At 50.9% G+C, this 19,713-nt stretch carries 14 protein-coding genes and 2 pseudogenes; 4 read left to right on the top strand and 12 right to left on the bottom strand.

Annotation, left to right across the window (positions count from 1 at the left end; all coding sequences use genetic code 11):
• Nucleotides 1–1,074 precede the first annotated feature (1,074 nt).
• Nucleotides 1,075–3,474 carry a polyprenyl synthetase family protein gene (locus ACE41H_RS23920; RefSeq protein ID WP_375358071.1) on the bottom strand — a complete coding sequence of 800 codons (2,400 nt, stop codon included), beginning with the start codon at nt 3,472–3,474 and terminating at the stop codon, nt 1,075–1,077.
• 230 nt (nt 3,475–3,704) lie between these two features.
• On the opposite strand from ACE41H_RS23920, the gene pgoN reads away from it, so the two are divergent.
• Entirely contained in the window at nt 3,705–4,535 is an 831-nt protein-coding gene (pgoN, locus tag ACE41H_RS23915) for a glyoxal/methylglyoxal reductase (protein ID WP_375358070.1), read from the top strand.
• A gap of 106 nt (nt 4,536–4,641) precedes the next feature.
• Here pgoN and ACE41H_RS23910 read toward each other — a convergent pair whose 3' ends face one another.
• Nucleotides 4,642–5,124, bottom strand: a complete 483-nt coding sequence (locus tag ACE41H_RS23910) for a GNAT family N-acetyltransferase (RefSeq protein ID WP_375358069.1) — start codon at nt 5,122–5,124, stop codon at nt 4,642–4,644.
• Between the two features lie 1,002 nt (nt 5,125–6,126).
• On the opposite strand from ACE41H_RS23910, the pseudogene ACE41H_RS23905 reads away from it, so the two are divergent.
• Nucleotides 6,127–7,219: pseudogene (locus ACE41H_RS23905) on the top strand (DUF4261 domain-containing protein).
• A gap of 95 nt (nt 7,220–7,314) precedes the next feature.
• Here ACE41H_RS23905 and ACE41H_RS23900 read toward each other — a convergent pair.
• From ACE41H_RS23900 to ACE41H_RS23860, 9 genes and pseudogenes are all read right to left on the bottom strand, one after another.
• Nucleotides 7,315–8,733 (bottom strand): MFS transporter, encoded by a 1,419-nt coding sequence (locus ACE41H_RS23900; protein WP_375358068.1) that lies wholly within the window; start codon nt 8,731–8,733, stop codon nt 7,315–7,317.
• A 162-nt stretch (nt 8,734–8,895) separates the two neighbouring features.
• On the bottom strand, nt 8,896–9,822 hold the full coding sequence (locus ACE41H_RS23895; RefSeq protein ID WP_375358075.1) for an SPFH domain-containing protein: 927 nt from the start codon (nt 9,820–9,822) through the stop codon (nt 8,896–8,898).
• A 73-nt stretch (nt 9,823–9,895) separates the two neighbouring features.
• On the bottom strand, nt 9,896–10,687 hold the full coding sequence (locus ACE41H_RS23890) for a TPM domain-containing protein (protein WP_375358067.1): 792 nt from the start codon (nt 10,685–10,687) through the stop codon (nt 9,896–9,898).
• Nucleotides 10,684–11,556: pseudogene (locus tag ACE41H_RS23885) on the bottom strand (TFIIB-type zinc ribbon-containing protein); the annotation flags it as partial. The gene ACE41H_RS23890 and the pseudogene ACE41H_RS23885, both read right to left, overlap by 4 nt.
• A gap of 75 nt (nt 11,557–11,631) precedes the next feature.
• Nucleotides 11,632–12,057 carry an OsmC family protein gene (locus ACE41H_RS23880; protein WP_375358066.1) on the bottom strand — a complete coding sequence of 142 codons (426 nt, stop codon included), beginning with the start codon at nt 12,055–12,057 and terminating at the stop codon, nt 11,632–11,634.
• Nucleotides 12,058–12,077: 20 nt separating this feature from the next.
• On the bottom strand, nt 12,078–12,824 hold the full coding sequence (locus tag ACE41H_RS23875; protein WP_375358065.1) for an amino acid ABC transporter ATP-binding protein: 747 nt from the start codon (nt 12,822–12,824) through the stop codon (nt 12,078–12,080).
• 17 nt (nt 12,825–12,841) lie between these two features.
• Nucleotides 12,842–13,489 carry an amino acid ABC transporter permease gene (locus ACE41H_RS23870; RefSeq protein ID WP_375358074.1) on the bottom strand — a complete coding sequence of 216 codons (648 nt, stop codon included), beginning with the start codon at nt 13,487–13,489 and terminating at the stop codon, nt 12,842–12,844.
• A 90-nt stretch (nt 13,490–13,579) separates the two neighbouring features.
• A complete protein-coding gene (locus tag ACE41H_RS23865) occupies nt 13,580–14,446 on the bottom strand; it encodes a substrate-binding periplasmic protein (RefSeq protein WP_375358064.1) in 867 nt (288 codons plus the stop codon).
• A gap of 79 nt (nt 14,447–14,525) precedes the next feature.
• On the bottom strand, nt 14,526–15,161 hold the full coding sequence (locus ACE41H_RS23860) for a TetR/AcrR family transcriptional regulator (protein WP_375358063.1): 636 nt from the start codon (nt 15,159–15,161) through the stop codon (nt 14,526–14,528).
• A gap of 199 nt (nt 15,162–15,360) precedes the next feature.
• On the opposite strand from ACE41H_RS23860, the gene ACE41H_RS23855 reads away from it, so the two are divergent.
• Together ACE41H_RS23855 and ACE41H_RS23850 are read left to right on the top strand one after the other, a co-directional pair.
• The gene (locus tag ACE41H_RS23855; RefSeq protein WP_375358062.1) at nt 15,361–15,681 is read left to right on the top strand and encodes a DUF3139 domain-containing protein; all 321 of its coding nucleotides are present in this window, start codon (nt 15,361–15,363) and stop codon (nt 15,679–15,681) included.
• 4 nt (nt 15,682–15,685) lie between these two features.
• A complete protein-coding gene (locus ACE41H_RS23850) occupies nt 15,686–15,793 on the top strand; it encodes a putative holin-like toxin (protein ID WP_375358061.1) in 108 nt (35 codons plus the stop codon).
• 323 nt (nt 15,794–16,116) lie between these two features.
• Here the strand turns inward: ACE41H_RS23850 and ACE41H_RS23845 are convergent, their stop codons facing one another.
• On the bottom strand, nt 16,117–19,599 hold the full coding sequence (locus ACE41H_RS23845; RefSeq protein WP_375358060.1) for an S-layer homology domain-containing protein: 3,483 nt from the start codon (nt 19,597–19,599) through the stop codon (nt 16,117–16,119).
• Nucleotides 19,600–19,713: the final 114 nt, after the last annotated feature.

The following is a 19,713-nucleotide window of genomic DNA, read 5'->3' as shown; positions in this document are numbered from 1 at the left end:
GGAGCGGAAGGAACGATGTGGCAGAAGTTGCTGTACATGGCCGTGACGATTCCGGCGATCCCTTACCGCCGACTGATTGCGCGCCAACCGGTTCAGCCTCTTGCGGCTGCGGCCTAATTGCAGTACTTGAACGAGGAAAGGTGAGCATAAGGTGCGTCGCTTGAACGGTGTGGGTTAGCATGAACGAGGACAGCGGAAACATTCAGGTTCAAGCGGCAACGAGGACCCGGGTCTTTTTATTTTTTTCGGTGCCTTGCTTAGCTCCCTTCCTTCTCTCTCGGTCGGTTTCACATCACCTACACGCTCTGCTTTCTCCTAAGAACGTCTCATGATCTGGAATCGATCTGCTTCTCCGTAAGGCACAATCAAAAAAAATAATAGATCCATTCGATGGTCCTGAATAGCGTAACAACAGGCGTTTTTGTGCCTCATTTGATCCGTTATTTTCTTTAGCGTGCCTAAAGTGTATTTTCGGTTCCCGGTTTTCTGTTTTTCTTGACCTGATCCAACGGGATAATCGTGCAAAGCTCCTGAAAAGCGAGTATCACATGCCTTGCCACGATCGGCTGGCGGCTTGACTGTCACGCACTAGAAGGGGATTAGAATTCCTCAGAACCCGGTAGCTACAAAGGTTTAAGTGGATTTGGGCTCTGCGAAAGCTGGGATTTAAATAAAAGTAACACAAAAAAGACGGAAGTTCTCCCACCTCCGTCTTTTGCATTTAATAAACTCAAACTGTTAATTTCATGACTCCAACATTAATTGGAGCTCAGCAGCGCCTTCTGAAACTTCAATTCTTTCCCTCTGTAAATAATACTCATGCCGACGAATGGGAGTGAATGTATTTCCGTTATATTCATCTTTTGCTACGATTTCCGAACAGGAGGTGTGAAAAAAAACAATATTCCCGATGGGGATCTTTACGATGCAGTTCAGTGTAACGCTTTCGTAGCCTCCAGGACGACCCGCTCGTCAGGAAATCGTTCCTTAACCTCACTCCATCGCATCTTCAACACCTCCAGTAGAATAACTAAAGTTATTTTACCATAATGAGCCGACGGTTTTTCTCATATCTTACCGCTCCCGATGCACAATATAATCCAGTAAATGCTTCAGAAAAGCGTTGCCGCGCGGCAGCTCCTTCAAGGCGTCCATGGCGAGGCAGTAATGGTTCCACATCTCCTTCGCAGCTTCCTCCCGGCCCAGCACCGTGACGAAGGTGGAATTGTTGTTCTCCGCATCCTTGCCTACCGGCTTTCCGAGCAGGTGCACGTCTCCCTCCAGATCCAGCAAATCATCCTTGATCTGAAAAGCAATGCCCGTATGATAGGCAAACTTTTTCAGAGCGGCGATTTCCTCCTCCGGCCCCTGAGCAAGAATGGCGGGCATCACCAGGCAGGCCTCGAACGCAATCCCTGTTTTATAAAAGCACATCGTATTCAGCTGCTCCAGCGTTAACGCTTGGCCTTTCGAGTTCAAGTCCATCATCTGCCCCATGCACAGATCCTCTGCTTTTTGCGCCGAATACCGCATGAGCGCCAGCACGGTTTTCGGATCAAACTGCTCCTGTGAAAGTGAAGCCTGCTCCTGCGTCGCCCGCTGGATCAGCAGCAGACCGGTTAATTCGGCTGTAGAGCTGTTGTGCACCTCATGCAGCGTTGGACGCCCCCGGCGGGCGGACGCATTATCCTGTGTGGGCAGATCGTCGAAGATCAGCGACGCGGTATGCATATATTCCAGCGATCTCAGGAGCGGCATGATGGCCGCTGCGTCCAGCCCGTATTGGCGGACACCCATGACCCAGGTCAGGATCGGCCGCAGACGTTTGCCGTCCCCGTTCAGGCTGTAGTTGGCGGCGTCGATCAGCGGTTCTTTCATCGGCGGCATTCCGTTATGCTTGGCAATCTGCAGGGTACTGTTGATCTGATGGCGAACTTTTTCAATGGTGGCTGAAAAGTCTTCTTTGTCCTTACGGTCGTTCTTTAAGCTCGCAATCACCTGATCCCGCAGCAGCTTGTCAAAGAAATCCACGTCCACCGCTTTGCGCACCATATACTGGATCAGATGATTGAATTCCGGGATATCTGACGTAAAAATCGCCATGATTTCGTTGTACTTTTCAGCCCCCACACGCTCCCTGCAGCGCTTAAGCCCGTTGATGGCACGGTCCAGAATGACCTCGCGGCTCTTGGGATCGGATTGATATACATGATGAATCAGGTGGGAGATAACCGCCCAGTATAATTCAAAAGGGTTAATCAGATCGGGGCGCTGCTCCCGGTACTTCAAATAATAGGTGTAGGGTGTGACGGCGCCGTCTCTCATATCGTCAAACATATCCGCGAAATCATCAGCCAACTGGTTATAGATGCCATAATAAAAAGTCCGCTGGTCAAAGCCCTCATCTTCGGCAGCGCTCAGCACGGAACGAGCGATCAGGCGGGAGGACGAAGATTTGAGAATGATGGGGATATAGAGATTTTCATTAGAGTAATCGACATTCGACAGGTCCTTCATCCGGTCCATTTCCTGTGAGTGAAAAAATACATAGGATTGCTGAAAAAACGTTTTCTGCGCTTCCGGACGCTGGTAACCTTTAATATATTCAAACGCCTCCCGCAGCTCTGTGTGCACATACCGGATCAGTTCCATGTTGTTTCCGGACCAATCCCCCATTTTAGGCACCGTCCCTGTCAACAGCGCAGTGCGGATCAGATGGGAATACCTCTTTTTCTCCTGCGGGGTCAGCACCTGCGAGTCCAGCAGATCGTCAATAAAAGGATAGGTCAGACCGTAGGAGTAGCCGAGTCGGATGGCCTCATCCAGTCTGCGGGAACGCTCCTCATGCGGCGCTTTATCACCCATGTCTTCCATCACATGCAGCACGACCCCGAGAATGATCTTGATCAGCTTGCGCTGGGCCTGCTCGGCATCCATGCCTTCCGGAATATGGGCAGCTACCTTTCTAAGCTTATGGATCAGCCAGATTACGGCCGTTTCTATGCCTTCCTTCTGCCCCCACCGGTACAGCCCGGCCAGGCTGATGAGCTCCGGCTGCTCTCCCCGTTTTGCCTTGGAGGAATGAAGCAGCTGCTTCTTGATATCGGCGGACATACGCTGTATCCGCATCTGCGTGTCAGGCGAATTCGGCGCTTGACCCAGATCCCGCATATACAGATAGGACACGCTCCGGTCCAGGTAATCATCCAGCTTGCCTGTGTAATCAAGCCATTGGATATATGCATTATAATCACGTTGATCAGGCTTTCTCTTTATCTGTGAAAACAAGGACAGCCATGAAGGACGGCGGATATGCTTCTGCTTCCATAGCTGAAAATCTTCGGTTAACACGGATACATAAGACTTCTCGGCGACCTGCTCATACAGGGCTGCAAAATACCTGGCGGCCTTCTCTTCGGCCAACAGATAACCTGCATCGGCGTCGTTCATCATTTCCTCGTACATACGGTGCATGACCTCAACTTTTGTAGTGTAATAGCTTATATCATACTACGGGAAAGAATCGTTTAAGTTACGGAATTGTTGGCGATGAAGGTGGTGAGGGTATACTGCGATATACTTAAGAAGGGAAAAGTGCCTACTTCTATTCACGGTCAGGACTGTTTATTATAGATAGTGCGGCTGTCTTAGATGAGCAGACGGCACCAGTAGGTGAAAACTAAATTTTAGGAGGGAATTTTTCTATGCCTAACCATTTACAGGATACTGTGACTTTGCATAATGGTGTAAAAATGCCATGGTTCGGCCTTGGTGTATTTAAAGTAGAGGACGGTCAGGAAGTGATTGACTCTGTTAAATATGCCATTAAAGCCGGATACAAGAGCATCGATACCGCCAAGATTTATGAAAACGAAGAAGGCGTCGGACAAGCGATCCGTGAATCCGGCATAACCCGTGACGAGCTGTTTGTGACGACGAAGGTCTGGAACGCGGACCAAGGCTATGATTCCACATTGAAAGCCTTTGATACAAGCCTGCAAAAGCTGGGTCTGGATTATTTGGATCTGTATCTGATTCACTGGCCTGGGAAAGACAAATATAAAGAAACCTGGAAGGCACTTGAGAAGCTGTACAAAGACGGCAGAGTCCGTGCGATCGGTGTATCGAACTTCCACGTTCATCATTTGGAGGATTTGCTGGCTGACGCCGAAATCAAGCCTATGGTCAACCAGGTGGAGCTTCATCCGCTGCTTACGCAAGTAGAGCTTCGTGAATACTGCAAAAAGCAAGGCATTCAAATTGAAGCCTGGTCCCCGCTGGCGCAGGGCCAATTGCTGGATAACGCGGTATTGAAAGAAATTGCCGATAAACACGGAAAATCCACAGCACAGGTTATTTTGCGCTGGGATCTGCAGAACGAAATTGTCACCATTCCAAAATCCATCAAAGAGCACCGCATTATTGAAAATGCCGACGTGTTTGATTTTGAACTGTCCGCTGAGGATATGGATAAGATTAATGCCTTGAATCAAAATCACCGTGTAGGCCCGGATCCGGATACACTTTTATTCTAATTGTTGATGAGGCGCCCCGAAAGGTCTGTTGACCTGGGGCCCTCCTTTTTTTGCTCCGAGACGTTCCGAGCTCGCAGTATTCCTCCCTTAAGGAACATTCCCCTCTTTATTCCCCCACGTGCTTTTCCAGTAAAATCTCATCCCGGATTGGGATTCCCTGTTCGGAAAACAAAGGGATGGAAGGTTTGATCTCTCTTGCTTTGTCCACGGCATTGGGATAGACCTCAACCATCTGATAGCCTCTTTTTTGATAAAAGAGCAGCGCATGAAGGTTATCGTTTGTTGTGATCACCTTAACCTGTGGCAAATTCCTCTCCTTGGCCAGCGCCTCTACCTGCCGCAGCAGTCGGGTCCCGATTCCTTTGTTCTCTTCGATGGCGTCAAGAGAAATAATTTCGCAGTGATGATCATTAACAGTATAGGTTACTAAGCCAATGATCTTTTCATCTTCTCCCAGCACCGCGAAACCATCCAGTTGATCACATTGATACACGCCGGTAGAGACAACCATTTCCGGGCTTCCCCAGTGGGTGTTGAAGAAATGAATCAGCTTCTCTCTGTCTAACTGGTGAACGGCAACCAACCTCATAATATTAAGCTCCTTTAACGATTAGCTTCCTTATGTAAATGGAGGCGAACCTCCCCATTTCTCTTCAATCTTCAAATCCGGACGTGACGTATGAAGAAAATATATTTCCATCGCATATCAACTCACCTCGGATAACTTTTTTCAAGTATAGCAAAAGAAAAACATCAATCGACGTACTTTCATAGAAGACAGACTGCGTTTAGCGGAAATTTTTCTTGCGGTTATAGATTTGTTCAGCTCCATTGAAAATTTATAACTCAACTTTCGCAGCATGAAATCGGCAAACAAGCCTTGATGTAACTGGGTAAAACGGGGATCCACTGCTGGAATTGACACTGAATCAGCAGACAGCTTTTTTTTAGCTTTCTTGGAAGAGGGGGGATTCGCTCAGAGTCTAGTATCCAGAGTGAGACGGATGTCTATAGGGTTTGGTGTTTGGTATCTGGTGTCCGTTACCTGATGCCTGTTGTCCGTTACCTGATGCCTGTTGCCTGTTGCCTCTCCATACAGCTTTGCATGATTATCCCTTTTACTCAGACTCTCGGCCTGCTTCACACCACCTAACGCTCTGCTTTCTCCTAAGATCGCCTCATGATCTTGAACCGACCTGCTTCTCCATAAGGCACGATCCCAAAATAATAGACCCATTCGATGGTCCTGAATAACGTAACAACAGGCATTTTCGTGCCTCACTTGATCCGTTATTTTCTTTAACGCGCCTAAAGTATATTTTCGGTTCCTGGTTTTCTGTTTTTCTTTACCTGATCCAATGGGATAATGGTGCAAAGCTCCCGGGCAGCGAGTTCATATGCCTTGCCACAATCGATGGGCGGCTTGACTATCAAGCACGGATGATTAGGTGGAGTCCATGAAATGAGTTATAACTCAACATCTGCAGCTGGGTAGAACAAGCTGACGCCGGAAGAGCAAACCCACAACTCGCCTTTTTCTATGGTAGAATATAACAGACAGAGAATTGGTCATTAAAAAGGAGCGGAATACATGACAGCCCAACAGCAAGCGGCCATGCAATCCATGATTGACTGGCTGAGCGACGAGCGCGAGCTCGGCCAGAAGCCAAGCAGGATTGAGATTGCGGGAGAATTTGATCTGCATGACATGCATTACTACATCTTCAAGTACAAAAAGACCATGCTCGGCAAATGGCTGCTCGGCATCTGCGGCGGGTACGAAAGTCCCTCCGACACCGAACACTGCGGCCATATATTCAGCGAAATGCAGCCTTATGACCCCGCCACTGCGGAGCAGGAGGCTATCGCCATGGTGGAAATGATCCGCGAATACTGGATGAAGCAGGCGGCGGCTTATGAAGAATTCATCCGGTATGTTTAACGGTTTCGTTCTGTTGAACTCTCTGGAGTGTGATCTCGAGCAGATCAAGGCGAACCTTCTACGGGACTGGAATATTTCCTGTGCTCCGGCTGAAGGTGAAGATGACCGCTCCGAAGCGGAGAGCGAGGGAACTCTTGTCTTTCATGCGGATGGCTGCATGGTCGCCGTCAGCTTTGTCGGCGCTCCGGTGCCGGATGGTGAGGCTGAGCATAACGCCCGGTCAAACTATTTGTGGCCGGAGGCCGTTGAGGTGGCCCAGACCCATGTCGCCCAGATCATGCTGGCGGTATTTCCGCGCACCGTCTCTGCGCTGGAGAGCGGCAGAATGTACACCAAGCTGGCGGCCAGCTGCCTGAAGCTCCCTAATGCGATTGGCCTCTATTCCTCAGGCACCGTATTCCAGCCTGAATTTTTTGTGGATATGGCGGAAGCGATGAAGACTGATGATTTGTTTCCGCTTCTCAACCTGGTGTACTTTGGTCTGGTTCGAACGGAAGCCGGGGTAAGCGGTTATACCTATGGGCTTAGAGCCTTCGGCAAGGACGAAATCGAAGTGCTGGACAGCCGGGTAACCCCTGCCGAGCTGCGTGAGTTCCTGATGGACATTTCTTTGTATATCGTGGAGCAAAACGTCACCCTAAGGGATGGGGAAACCATCGGCTTTACGGCGGAACAAAAGCTGCCGATTACCCGTTCCGAGGGCGTGTACCTTGACAGAGATACCCTTAAAATCGGTTACTGAAAACACAAAATCGCCGCCAGGCTTCCATTTCCGGAAGCAGGCGGCGATTCTTCATTCTATTTTCCGCTGATTCTTGAATTAGACGAAGAGATCGATCAGCGTGCTGTCCCTTTTGCCAGCACTGCAATCAGGGCGATGACCGCCGCGACGGTCGCCGCCAGAAAAGCGTCGGAGTACGCGACGGCATCCAGGGAATACAGGGGATTCAGCGGATCGGCAGCCTCACGCCGTGCATGGAGCAAAGCCCCGATCATGCCGGCGCCTGTCCCTGCTCCAAGATACAATGTGCCCTGGAAAATTCCCATTCCCGCTCCGACCTGATCCTTCGGGAGTGCGCTTACTGCCGCGTTATTGATTGGGGAATTAATAAAAGCAAAAGCAATCCCCGCTCCCAGAGCCCCCACCGATACCAGTACAGGAGAAGCTCCAGAGGCAAAAGTGGACAAGAACAGCGTAGAGATACCCATTATCCCCACTCCGGCAGCAACAAGCTTCGACCCGAAACGGTCAGAAAAACGCCCAACCCATGGCGAGCATATCGCCACAGCGGCGCCTCCTGGCAGCAGAATCATTCCCGCCTCTCCGGGACTAAGCCCGTTCACTTCCACGACCAGCAAAGGTACAAAAACAAGTACAGCGAAATAAGCAAACATGGAAAAAAAGGCGATGATCACTGAACAGACATACGGTTTGTTTTTGAACAGAACTGGAGGGACAAACGGTTTATCTGCCGTGTTGATGCGCCATATGAACCCGAGCAGCGCCAACACCGACCCCAGCAGACTTCCCCAAGCAGAGATGGCGGCAAAACCGGCACTCTCCCCTTGGGTTACGCCAAACAGCAGCAGCCCTGCGGTAAGCCCGAGCATCATTCCACCAATAAGATCGAATTTCCGCCCGCTTCCCTCCTCCATTGCTGGACTGATTCCCGGCAGGGCAAATATGGACCCGATCAGAATAAGAAGGGACAATGCAAATGTAATCCAGAACAGTGAGGGCCAACCCCAGATTTGACCGACACTCCCGCCGAAGATGGGGCCAAAAGCGGTTCCGATGCCGATACAGCCCGCTACAATTCCCAGAGCTGCGCCTCGCTGCCCTTCCGGAAAAACTCTAGATATAGCAACGACTGACAGGACCGGTATCGCCGACATGCCTGCGCCTTGAACCATCCGCCCCAGCACCAATAAGGGCAGGCTTGAAGCAAGCGCACAGAGCAGGCTTCCAAGCGTCAGGACCGCAGCTGCAATGATAAATACCTTGCGCAGCGCGAAGAAGTCGGACATCCGCCCATACAGCGGCACTCCGATCGCGAGCACGAGAGCAATTCCGCTGACCGTCCAGCTCACCTGCGCCTTTGATGCCTCCAAAGACTGGCTTATCAGCCCAAGAACGGGATTGACCATATCCACTGTAATGGCGGCCAGAAGAGAGGACAGCGCAAGGACCATCAGCAGCAGCTTTGCCGACACCTGTTTTTGTACCGTACCTTTGGATTTCGCCGTTGTTTTCATGATAGTTAGCCTCCTAAAATAAAATGTTTTACTTTAGGAGGCCTGATCCACTGCCTTTTTGCTCAAAAAACTCACTCCTTCTTTAAACGCTCGCATTCGATTTTTTCAATGATCGGCCTCCGCTTTGTCATAGCACAGCCGCGATGCTTGTCCGCGATCTGCCTACAGCTTCTGTCCGCAGTTCGGGCAGAAGTTGGCCCCTTCGTTTTTCGTGCCGCAGTTCGGACAGAAATTAGGCTTCTTGCCGCCTTCCGAAGATGGGGAGCCCGTTGGTGCAGGCGTGGCATCCGCCGCTGGCTTTTGGGAAGAGTTCATATTTTTCATCATTTCATTCACCGCATTCATCCCGAACATCATGCCGGCGATATCGGAAGCGGCGCCGCCTCCCTGCACGCGTCCGGAGGCAATGCCGTCCGTCATGCTCACCTGCTGATATTTCTGCAGGTTGCCGATCATTTCATGTGAAGCGGTTTTCGTAATCATATCTTGAATTTCCTTGGGGTAGTTGAAGCTCATCACTTGAAATCCAGTAATCGTCAGACCGTTGTCCATCATCTGCATATCCAGATCCTCCCGAATGCCTTTGGCAATATCAGAGGCATTGGCCTGCAAATTAAGCATGTCCTTCCCTTCCCGGCTGATCCACTTCATTAATAGCTGATCCAGCACGGAAGTCATGCGCAGTTTGACATCCTCCACCAGATAGCTGTCCTTCACCCCGGCTATTTTGTCTATGAGTCTGACATAATCATCCACCTTGAAATTAAACGTGCCGTTGGCGCGAATGGGCATTCCGCCGGGAAGCTGAGGAGTCGGGATGAGCACCGGCTGTTGCGTTCCCCATTTCACCGTAAATTCCTTCGTGTTGACGAACAGCACTTCCACCCTCATGCCGCTGTTGAACCCGAATTTAAATCCTTTTAGTGTAGAAAGGAATGGAATGATGTCCGAATCAATCTGATACTCTCCTTCATTTTCGAAAATACCTTCGATCTTCCCGTTGCTGATAAAAATCGCATCCTGCCCGGAGCGGATGATCAGCTTGCTTCCCCGTTTAATCTCCCGGTTGCTCCACTTCCAGAAAATCATGTCATCGCGGAATTCTTCCCATTCTACCACATTGGCAAATTGATTTTTGAAAAACACTTATGTACCACACTCCTTAAAAAGATCCTCGGCTGCCGCTGTGCGAATGACCGCCGCTGGTGGTCCCGCCATCGCTTGAGCCGCTGCTGTTGTTTCTTTCAATTTTCCGGCTTGTTGTCGTGGTATGAAGATATTGGTCCCCACGCTGTATAACTCCCGGACTGGACGAGTCCATATAGGTCTGCCCACTGACAGTAACACGACCGCCGGCATTGCGAACCATGCTCCCTACAACCAGTCCCCCTATCCCGAGAGACACGAGCAATTGAAACCAGGTTTTATACAGGATATTATCCGGATTCACCCCAGGGCGGATATCCAAATAGCTGTAAGCCGTAACCATATACTTCCGAAACGCTCCTTCATAATCTCCGTCCGTTAATTTTCCGCTGATCTTATCGCGGATTTTATCGAGTCTGCTTCCGTCCAGGTAATGCTCTGCCTTATAAAAGCCAGCCAGATATATCTGTCTGTTCCTCATATCCAGCGTCAAAATGACCGCATTGCCATGCGGCTTGTCATACCCTGGGGCATGCTCGTCATAAAAATCCTCGGTCATGCGCATGACATCCTCATTGTCGGGGTTGTTCGTCGTCACAATCATAATGTCCGTCTCACGCTGCGCCCCGTATTGATTGGCCAGCTCATTCAGTTCTTCATAAGCCTCGGGACTGAGCAAGCCTGCCTCATCATAAATCAGCTTCTTCGATGCCGCCGCAGACGCCGAGCCTGCCAGCACTTCCACGGGCACAACGAACATGACAGTCAGAATCAACACAACGGCCAGAACCGCTCGATACCTTTTCACCAAAACATCCCTCCCATCATCCAGGAGATCAGCTTCAGCGAAAGCAGCGAGATTCCGGAAATGCCTGCAAACCATGCGGTCACCTTGGCCTTGCTGATCGGCGGCTTGCCAACCACCTTGCCTGTCTGGCCGTTCATGGCAAACGAATGCTCCAGATTTTTGTGGTTATAATGGATCACCCACACCGGCAGCAGCACATAATCCGCCTGCTTGATATGCGTTTCTATGGGCCTGTCTGTAATGCTTACGGACGAATATTCCGATACCGTGGACTGAACATAATCATCGATGTATTTACTGACCCTACCCTTCATCCGCGGAATAAGCTGCCTGTGGTCATAGCTGTACTTTTCGGCAATATATCCGGCAAGGTATGGGGTTTTAAAGATTTTGAGCTGATCGTAATGAAAAGGCTCCAGCTTGTCCATCAGCTCATCGTTCATTTTCTCCGCCGCATCCACTGGCAGCCCCGCATAATTCACACGGATTTGCCGGTATATCCTGAAATGGCTCGTTTCCGTATACTCATAATCTCCGCTCGTGTAGCTTCTGATTTTCGTACCTTGCCCGTGAACCTCTACTTTATTATGCAGATCATACAGCCAAAAGGGCACATACATGCCAGTGATGCTCTTAATTCGGTTCGCTGACATAAAGCCGTGCGGCGTCAGACGCCCATTTTTGCACCATTTCTTGAAGGCCTGTATCGCCTCTTCCTTGCTGATCGTAAAAGGGATCACTTTCGCGGGAGCCAGCTTCCCCGTGAGCCGGTCGGCCAGCACAACGGCAGAGCCGCAAAAGCTGCACAGCGACGCCGTCGTCTCTGCTTCGGTCATAATGACCGCTCCGCAGCTGTGGCAATGATACTCTACCCCGGAAAATTTAAAAGGTGCAGCCTATACCGGTAACGCCGGCAGACTGCACCTTTCTGCTGCTTATATCGTTTAAGCGGGATCCGGAACCTGCACGCCGTTCAACACCAGATGCGGACGAATCTCCGCTTTGAGTGAGGCCGAAACCGCGCAGTATTTCTCTTCCGCCATATGGATCGCCTTCCATACCCGGTAATCCGGAATATTACCCTTCACGTGGAAGATGAGATCAATTTCCGTAAAGGCCGTAGGCATGCTTTCGGTGCGGATACCGTCGGCTTCAATTTCAATGCTTTCAATATCCCCCAGAAAATGATTCAAAATCATCGTAATATCGATCCCCATGCAGCCTCCAAGCCCGGCCAGCAGCAGCTCCATCGGCGTCATGCCTTGCCCGTCGCCGCCGTATTTGTCCGTGGCATCCTGATTGACGGAATAGCCCGAAGGCCCCGTTGAAGTAAACTTGCGTTTCCCGTTCCAGACTGTTGTAACCTTCATGCTGTTAATCCCCTTTGCTGTTATTTTTGTTCGATCTGACGCAAAAATTTCTTGGTCCGTTCGTGCTGAGGCTGTTCGAAAAAGACAGCAGGCGCCGCTTCCTCCACAATGACGCCATCCGCCATAAACACAATTTTGTCCGCCACTTCCCTGGCGAACTTCATCTCATGGGTGACCACAAGCATGGTCATGCCATCCTTGGCCAGCCCCCGCATCACGCCGAGCACCTCTCCAACAAGCTCTGGATCAAGCGCCGAGGTCGGTTCGTCGAACAGCATCACCACCGGGTCCATCGCAAGCGCGCGCGCAATGGCGACCCGCTGCTGCTGTCCACCGGACAGCCTTGAAGGATAGGCGTCTTCCTTATCCGCCAGTCCGACCCGCTTCAGCAGCTCGCGGCCGATGGGAAGCGCCTCTTCACGCGGTATCTTTTTGACCGTCAGCAGGCTTTCAATCACGTTGCCAAGCGCTGTCTTGTGCGGGTAGAGGTTAAACTGCTGAAAGACCATGCCGGTATGCTTGCGGATTTCGCGGTAAGCGGCTGTGCGGGTTCGCCGTGGCGCCGCGGCATCAACGCCGATTCCATTCACTTCGAACCTGCCGCCGGACAGCTCCTCCAGTCCGTTCAGGCAGCGCAGCAGCGTGCTCTTGCCCGAGCCGCTGGGTCCCAGGAGCACGACAATCTCACTTTCGTTCACCTGCAGATTTATATTTTTCAATACTTCGGTATGATTAAATTCTTTGGACAATCCGCTGACTGTAATCATCGTCTTCAACTCCACTATTAGTAGGCCTCATTAAGCTTGCGCTCGATCCGATCCAGGATAGTCGCCAGCCCCGTGCTCAACACCCAATAAATGACGGCGATCGCCAGGTAAAACGGCATATACCGGTAAAACTGCGCCTGCAGAAGCTGAGCCTGACGCAGCAGCTCGCTCACCCCGATGACCGACACGAGCGAGGTCTCCTTCAGCATGCCGATAAACGTATTGCCCATGGGCGGGATGGCAATCCGTGCCGCCTGCGGCAAAATGATGCGGCGCATCGTTTGCCAAGGCGTCATGCCTGTGGCAAATGCAGCCTCCGTCTGCCCTTTTGGAACCGCCAGAATGGCTCCCCTGAACGTCTCCGACAAATAGGCCCCTGCATTCACACTAAGCGCGATAAAAGCAGCTGTCAGCGAGCCGAGCGTGACCCCGTAATCCACAAGTCCGTAATAAATGATGACAATCTGCACCAGCAGCGGCGTCCCGCGAATGATGGATACATAGACTCGGGCAATCCACTGGATGGGACGCGGCCCTTTCAGGCGTGCAATTGCAGTGACGATCCCGATGATGAGACCGAGCAGCATCGATACTATGGTGATAACGAGTGTATACAGCGCCCCTTTGAGCAGGAAGGGCAGATTTTCAAGCACTAAATTGAACATGTCCATCTTTCAGATCTCCTTTACCCGAAAAGGAAAACGGGACGATGCCGAGATCAAGCCCGGCAAACTCGTCCCTGTACTGCTTCCTTTTTACTCGGCAGGCGGCGCTTCACCAAACCATTTTTTATAGATTTCTTCATAGGAGCCGTCGGTTTTCATATCAGCGAGCGCTTTGTTGATAGCCTCCTTCAATTGCGGGTTGTTCTGACGAATCGCTACCCCCGCCTGATCGGATTTGATGGGCTCGCCCACGGCTTTAATCTTAAAGCCGTTCTCGTCCACAATCGGCTTCAACGCATACAGGTTGTTGATGGTCGCATCAATCCGACCTGCATCCAAATCCTTGAGCGATGTAATGACATCGTTGTAGGTTTTGATTTCAAAATTACCAACCTCAGGCAGCACCTCATTGCGCAGGTAGGATTCATCGTTGGTCCCAAGTCCCACCCCGATGGTCTTGCCCTTGAAATCCTGAAGCTTGGTAATATCTGTGTTGTTGTCGCCAACAATGATTTTCACGTTATTGGTAATATACGGATCGCTGAAATCAATGACCTGCTTGCGCTCATCGGTGATCGTTACCTGGCTGATGACAGCATCCAGCTTGTTTGCCTGCAGGCTTGGAATCAGGCTGGAGAAGTCCTGAGCCGTGAACTCCGCCTTTACCCCAAGCTTTTCAGCAACGCCTTTGGCGATATCGACGTCAAAGCCTTCATACTCCCCACCCTTGCCAAGGGCGTTGTATGGAGGATAGGTGCCCATAATGCCGACTTTCATCACACCAGCATCTTTAATTTTTGCGAGATCATCCGATGTCCCGGTTGTCTGTCCCGTTTTATTGTCGCCTGTTGTACCTGCCGTATTGGCAGCCGAACCTCCGCCGCAAGCGCTCAGCAGCAGACTGAATAATGCCAGTGCCATGATTGGAACTGTCCAATTTTTTCTCGTTGTTTTCATCTTCATTATTCTCCCCTTGTCTATACTTGTGGTGTAATATGCAGTGTGTCTAAAAACTGTAACATTATCCCTCTTGGCGCTAAGGTTTACCCATCAGGCCGTAAAATTCAAAATTTGCCGCTTCCGCCGCAAGCACGGCGCTGCTCTGACCGCTAATCCGGTCATGCGTTCCTTCCGAGCCGAACAACCAGCGCAGCATTAAGCCTTCGATCATGCTCATCAGTAAGGCTGCCCGCAGCTCAACATCCAGCTTGTCCGGGATCATGCCAAGCTCAATGGCCCGCCGGATATTTCTGCGGAAAGCTAGCTCCATGGCATCCTTGGTCTCCGCAAGTTGTCTTTGCACCGTTTCGTCCACCCCGCTGCCCGTAAGCAGCAGCTTCATGAAATAACGATGATTCGCAGCAAAATCAAACATGCGGGCAAACAGATTCTCCGAGGCTCTGACCATATCTTCGAGCGTTCCGCTGTCTTTGCGGTAGCCCTGGCCGATGGCGTCAAGCAGCTGATCGCGGCCTTCGGTAATGATCGCCTGCGCCAATTCCTGTTTGCTTTTGAAATGCCAATAAAAGGTTCCCTGCGCGACTCCCGCCTCCCTGACAATATCGGACACCTTGGTCTGATAATAGCCATATGTAGCAAAACGCTTCAGGGCAATCGACATCAGTTGGGCTCTGCGGTCATCACCGGCAGCCGATTCTTTATCCTTCGGCATCTGCATCCCCCTCACTTGACTGACTCATCAGTCGGGTAAGTAAATCCTATAGGTTAACACGGAATTTGTCAATACTCTCTCGCTTGGATTCTATCTGCGGTTCTTTGTTTGTCTTTTATTTGAAAAATTGTGTGTTAGAATGTTAAAAAATGCGCCTCCCTAAATCAATTTTTTTCTAAACATCTGAAACGGTAAAGGAGTGTTTATTTTAGAAGTGACAAAAAAAAGAATATGGGCAGGTATATTGATCGTATTGGTTTTGATTGTTGGCGTGTCTTACTTCGCTTTACAAATGAAACTGAATTCACTGGAAGAGAGCTTGAAATCTTACCTTTTAAACGAAGGGGGTTACTCTGACTCCGATATACTCAGTATCCATGCAAAGCTTAGTTCGATGCCTAAATATCCTGTTTTTGTCCGATTTGCAGATGACCCCGATACGGATTATATTTTTACCGATAGAGATGCATCAGAATGGACCCAACTAGATCCCAAAGATCCTCAGAGGATAATCCCTTGATGCTATGGAGATTTTTCAAGCACTGTCATTGATGATTGCATTTGGAGCGTTAATTATAACGCTTATCGGTGTGATCGTTACGATAGTGATTGCTCTGAACCAAAAGAAATAGACCGCCCTCAGCAAAGGATAGCGGTCTATTTCCACAGATCAACCTTTGAACAGCCACCGCCCTTATAAGCGGCTGTTGCCAAGAGTGAGGATGTTGGTGCATCCTTCACTCTTTTTTAGTGTATACTTCTTGGTTACATTTTATCACAAGCCAACGCAAGTATAAGTAGTACTTCCTTTAGTTTTAATGATTTTTCTGATATTGCTTTTCAATCTCTTCAATAAGCCTTGTATAGGTTAGCCATATCGTTATAACATTCTTCATGATCAATGATGACTAAGGAAGCCTCTATATATCCGTCTTTTTGAAAATTTAGTGAGGCTCTACATATGCAAAGCTTCCAGCAGCCTGTAAATCGCCGCAACCGCTTCGGCACGCGTTACAGCACGGTCGGGCTGGAAGGTGCCGTCCGGGTAGCCTGTCAGAATACCCGCATTCATGGCCGTAGCAATGGAAGCACGCGCCCAGGACGGAATGCTGCTGGCATCCGTAAATTGGTTGCTTGCGCTACTCCCGGACCCACTGGCCCCGCTGGTCGCATTCAGCGCATTAGCGACCATAACTGCCAACTCGGCGCGAGATATGAGCTTATCAGCATTAAAAACGATTTGGCCGTTTTCGCGCGAGCCCTGAATCCATCCGGCTTCCAAAGCTGCAGCTGCCTGCTGCCTTGCCCAAGCCGGAATTTGCGCTTCATCGGCAAAAGCGGTCGCGGTATCCGACGCCCCAGTACCGAGTGCGTCTACCAGAATTTTAACAAACTGGGCTCTGGTCGTTTGCTCATCCGGATGGAACCTTTGGTCCGCATACCCTTGAATTGCGTTCATGCCGATTAACCGTTCGGTAAACGGCAGCGCCCAATGGTGGGTCAAATCGCTGAATACTTTAGGCTGATAGCTGAAGACGGCGAACTTGGCAAAATGATTGACACTGGCCGTTACGGTACCATCGTCGCTGTTGGTTCCACCGACGAAAATCCATCTTCCTTGCTGGTCATTATAATAATAGACAGCAGGCACATTATTGCCGGACACAGCGTCCGTCTCATAGTTGAAGGTAAGCTTCACAGCAGAACCGAACGTATTGCCTGCAGCATTGGCGAGTTCTACCACCGGGCTGATCCGGGACAGACCGTCCGCTGAAGGTGTCGTATCGTCGGCAAGCACGGCGGCTTTGATTTGGCTGTCTGCACTCCACACACCTGCTGGCACTTCAATACGGATAACCCCGCTGATTTCGTCGCTGGCAGCTTGTCCTGCAGGAACCTCAATCACCTTCGACGAAGGCTGTCCGTTCCCGCCGTTTCCTGTTTCTCCGCTGCCTCCAGACTGGCCACCGCCTGAGCCGCCGCTGCTGGAATTGCCTTTATCCGAATGATCGTCATCCGAGTCATCGTTGCCGGAATCGTCATGACTGTTTCCAGGATTTCCGTTCCCGGGATTGCCCCCGCCTGCCAGCACATGAATCGTACGGATCACCTCCGCAGCCGGGTTGCCGGCCAGGTCGCTCACGTTATAGCTCAAAGTATAAGTTCCGGCCGTCTTCGTATCCACCGTGCCGCTCACCTGCACATCACCGGCCAGGCCCACATTATCGGCGGCATCCGCACCTGCTTCGGTATAGGGGGAGCCCACTGTCAGATTCACCGTTTGCGTGCCGCGCAGCGTAATGACTGGAGCTGTACGGTCAATGTTCACCTGCACCGCCCGGGTCTTCTGCAGATTTAAATTGTCGGTGGCCCGGAAGGTCAGTGTATGCCCACCTTCATCCGAAACTTCAATGCTCTCGTCAGCCGTGTAAGGACCATACTTCCCGCTATCCTCGGACAACTCAAGCATAACATCTGTTACAGGGTCCGAATAGACGGCGTACACACTGGTCACGACGCTTTGGTTTGTCCATGACCCGCTCTCATAAGCCTTCCCTTCCCCGGTGGTCATGTTCGCCTTCAATTCAACAGGCGACGTATCCCCGAAGCCTTTCACAGTGACCACAAAGGTCTTGGTCTCACTTACGCCTCCGCGTGTAATGGTCGCCGTAAGGGTCACATCCGTATCCTCTGCCGGATAACGGACGAGCAGACGGCCATCATGACCGATCAGCTCCGGATTGGAGCTTTCCCATTGAACGCTCACCCCGTGCTCGCCTGCTGCGGGCAATTTCAGATCATCGACAATGCCGCTCGTATCGCCAAGGCTTAACTGCGCTGCTGTATCTTCTACTGCCTGCTCGTCGCTGTAAGGCGCTACATCCACAAAGATCGGATTGGAGTAGAACCAGAGATCCGAATAGTTGCGTTTGTTAATTTCCGTAAAACGGGTCTCGTTGTCCACCGTTGTATTTTTCACATCGATCAGCGGCTCGCCATTGGTCGTTTCACCCGGCACATCCACACCCAGATTGGTGCCACGCAGACGGAAATACTGATTTTTCTCCGCTGCTCCAAGCTTATAGGTAATGACGTTGTAGCCGTCCTCATCTGTCGTCCATTCGTCGCTCGTAAAACGTTTCAGCACTCTCGTAGAATCATTGGTGCTTTTCGTATATTCGGCAGTGCCAGATGCAGCCAATCCAGTGACGTCACCCGCAATCAGGTCGACATGATCTACTGCAACAGGATCGCCGTTATTGTTGCGCTCAGGACTCTTGAAGCGAATCGTCAGCTCCATATCATCCCCTTGCGTTACCTTCAGGTCCCCGCCCATTTCTGCCTGTTCACCCGCACCGGAAATACGGAAGTCGAGCGCGTTAATCAAGTCACCAAACACGGAGAAGGATTTGCCCGAACGCATACCATCCACGACAGCGTGCATATCGGACCCGTCCACCCAGGTGTAGTTTCTCGAATAATCCCCCGGCATGTATCCGCTGGAATACTTGCGGGTGCTGTCAATGTTGAAATGAAAGTCCGAGTTGGCAAAGTTCCAGAATCTGCGTCCTTCCCCCAGAAGCGCATCCCACACTCCGCCAAGCTGCGCAACCATAATATCAGTCCCGCCGTATGCCTGGGCCACCTCGCCGCGATCCGGTGCCATCTGATTACCCAGCATACCCTCGAAGCCAAAAGCAACGTCCGGTGCGATATTATTAAAATCACGAATATCCTCGATTTTAAATTCTGCGGAGCTACCCCTTTTTCTGGAAGGGTGGTTAATGATCATATAGCTCTCCGGATAGTTATCCTTGAGCCATTGAACGGCCTTGCGGGCATCTGCCTTGGTGCTGTACGCCCTGCTGTCTTTCGCGTTCCATCTGCTCACGTCCTGCGGGTCATAGAAGCTCTCGCTCCGATTCGTAAACAGGTACTCGAAATGGCTAATCGCTTCAGCGATGTTTGCCGCCTTTAAATCATCCGGCAGAATGCCGACGCCCACATGGTCGTAAGTTGGCATGTCCCACTCGAAGCCGGTAAAGATGACTTTACCCGCGTATTTGCCTGCTGCCTGAAGCTGCTCGATCTTGGGCAGTTGATACAGCTCAATGCCCTTCGACAATGGAATAGACCCACCGGACAAGGCGGCCCCGGTGTCATCCCGGCCTTCCATGCGCAAATGGTCGGAGACACCCAGCCAATCCAGGTTGTTCGCCTCGAAGGCATGATCCAGCACACCTTCCAGAGACGTCTGAGCGTCATCGGACTGGTAGGTGTGAGTATGATATTCCCCCGCCATCCATCTGCCGCCGCCTGGCGCCTGATTCTCCGTCCCGGAAGCAGCATAACCTGTCGGAACCGCGATTCCCGCTGCAAGCATACTGCCGGCCAGAACGCCAGCCATCATTTTTTTAACCCATAATCCTGATTTCATATAAAAAAGTAGCCCTCCCAATCGGCTCGAATGAATACACTTTATCAAGCCGCTGTTAGAGCTATGTTTTAGAAAAGTAAAATCTGTGCCGTCTATTGTAAAATGGTGTCGAAA

This window comes from Paenibacillus enshidis, from assembly GCF_042136365.1.
GTDB classification, from domain to species: domain Bacteria; phylum Bacillota; class Bacilli; order Paenibacillales; family Paenibacillaceae; genus Paenibacillus; species Paenibacillus enshidis.
This window is presented reverse-complemented; position numbering and strand designations above follow the sequence as displayed.